At 67.8% G+C, this 1,625-nt stretch carries 1 pseudogene; it reads right to left on the bottom strand.

The window, feature by feature from the left end:
• Positions 1 to 22: 22 nt before the first annotated feature.
• A pseudogene (locus ACFXPK_RS32885) lies at positions 23 to 1,480 on the bottom strand (NF041680 family putative transposase).
• Positions 1,481 to 1,625 lie beyond the last annotated feature (145 nt).

Raw genomic sequence — 1,625 nt, 5'->3', positions numbered from 1 at the left:
GGGACAGCCCTTAGCTTGATCTTTAACCTGTGCGGCGTGGACGCGGGGTCGTTGATTTCTTCGTGCGTCGCTTTGCGGAGCCTGGTCTGCCAACTGTGTGCACGTCATGGCGGGCAGTGGGCTGGTTGTTCTTGCGGCCGGGTGGGCGTCCTGGGCCGGGCCGGGCGGTTTTCGGTGCTTCGGCTGGACAGGCGGCCTTTGTGCGGAGGTGCCGAAAGTCGCGGCGGACTCGTGCGGGGGTGAGCCTGTCGGGCGGGGCCTGCTTCTCCCACGGCCGTCGGAGGTCTGCCGCCAGTGGGCGTGCGAGCCGGAGCTGAGTGAAGGCGGCGAGGATCAGCCAGGTCCAGCGATCGGCGGCTTCAGGGCTGCGGATCTTCGGGCAGGTCCAGCCCAGGGTCTGTTTGAAGAGCCGGAAGGTGTGTTCGATGTCGAAGCGTCGCAGGAATGCCTGCCAGAGCAGGTCGACGGTGGTTTCGGTGGCGTCGGTGCCCGACCACCACAGCCAGACCGGCTTCGGTGTCGCGCCGCTGGGCAGGTGCTCGACCTCCAGACGGATCACGGTGCCCTCGATGACGGGCAGGGCACCCAGCTCGCCGGTCCAGGAGGAGCGGTGGGTCAGTCTCGGGTGGAGCCGGTCCCAGGCCCGTGCGGTGGCGCTGCCGTAAAGGCGGGTCGCGGTCACCGTCTGAATGTCGGGTGTGCTTCAGGTGGCTGGGTCACCGAAGACGAACTCGCTGCCGTGGCGGGGCGGGCGGCCCCGAACTCCAAGCTCGCGGGGTGGGACCGCACGTCGCAGGACACGGTCCGAGCGCATCCGGCCCAGCACCTGCACCGGCAGATCCTTCAGCAGGAAGGCCAGACGTGGCACGTCGTATCCGGCATCCACCACGATCAGGATCTCCGGGTCGGCGTCTTTCCACTGGCCGGCTGTGATGAGCCGTTCGACGAGCTCGCGCATCTGCCTGGCGGTGACGGTGGCGGCGTCGTCGCCCGGTGCCAGACGTAGTGCGTCCAGCGGTGCTGTCCAGGAACTTCGGCCGGTCTCCAGCGCGCAGATCACCGAGTACGGCCAGCCGGGAACCGGGATGTGCTGGTCCTTGCCCCGTCCGTAGGTGTGGCACAGAATTCGCTGCGGTGAGGTGTGGGCGCTGGGCCGCAGCCAGCAGGTGAGGTCGGCGGCCAGGACCAGCCGACCGTCCGACGCGCGCGGCAGCGGCACCGTGGCCAGGGCCCGTCGCAGCCTGGCGACGTCGACCCGGCCCGCGGCCAGGGAGTCGTAGAGCCCGCCGTGTCCCCGCCGGTATTCGCCGACCAGAGACAGTTCCACCAGGGACCGGACCGGCCCGTCGGCGCACAACACCGCGTCCACGAGTTCGAACAGTCCATCCGCACGTCTGGTCAGACAGGAGTAGAACTCACCCCGGAAGCGTGACAGTCCCGCAATCGGATCCTGCCGGACGACGTGATGCGACAGACTCATCCCCACGGCCTTCGTGCTGAGCGTTGTGTGTTCCTTGGTCGGATCACATGCTCAGCCGAAGGCCGCCCGCATGTACCGCAGTTACCAGTCCGAGTGATCAAGTACGACGAGCCGTTCGGACCTCGAGGTTAAAGATCAAGTTAGG

This window comes from Streptomyces sp. NPDC059142 (assembly GCF_042755665.1).
Classification (GTDB): Bacteria; Actinomycetota; Actinomycetes; order Streptomycetales; family Streptomycetaceae; genus Streptomyces.
The sequence above is the reverse complement of the archived record's forward strand: the minus strand, read 5'-3'. Positions and strand labels throughout refer to the sequence as shown.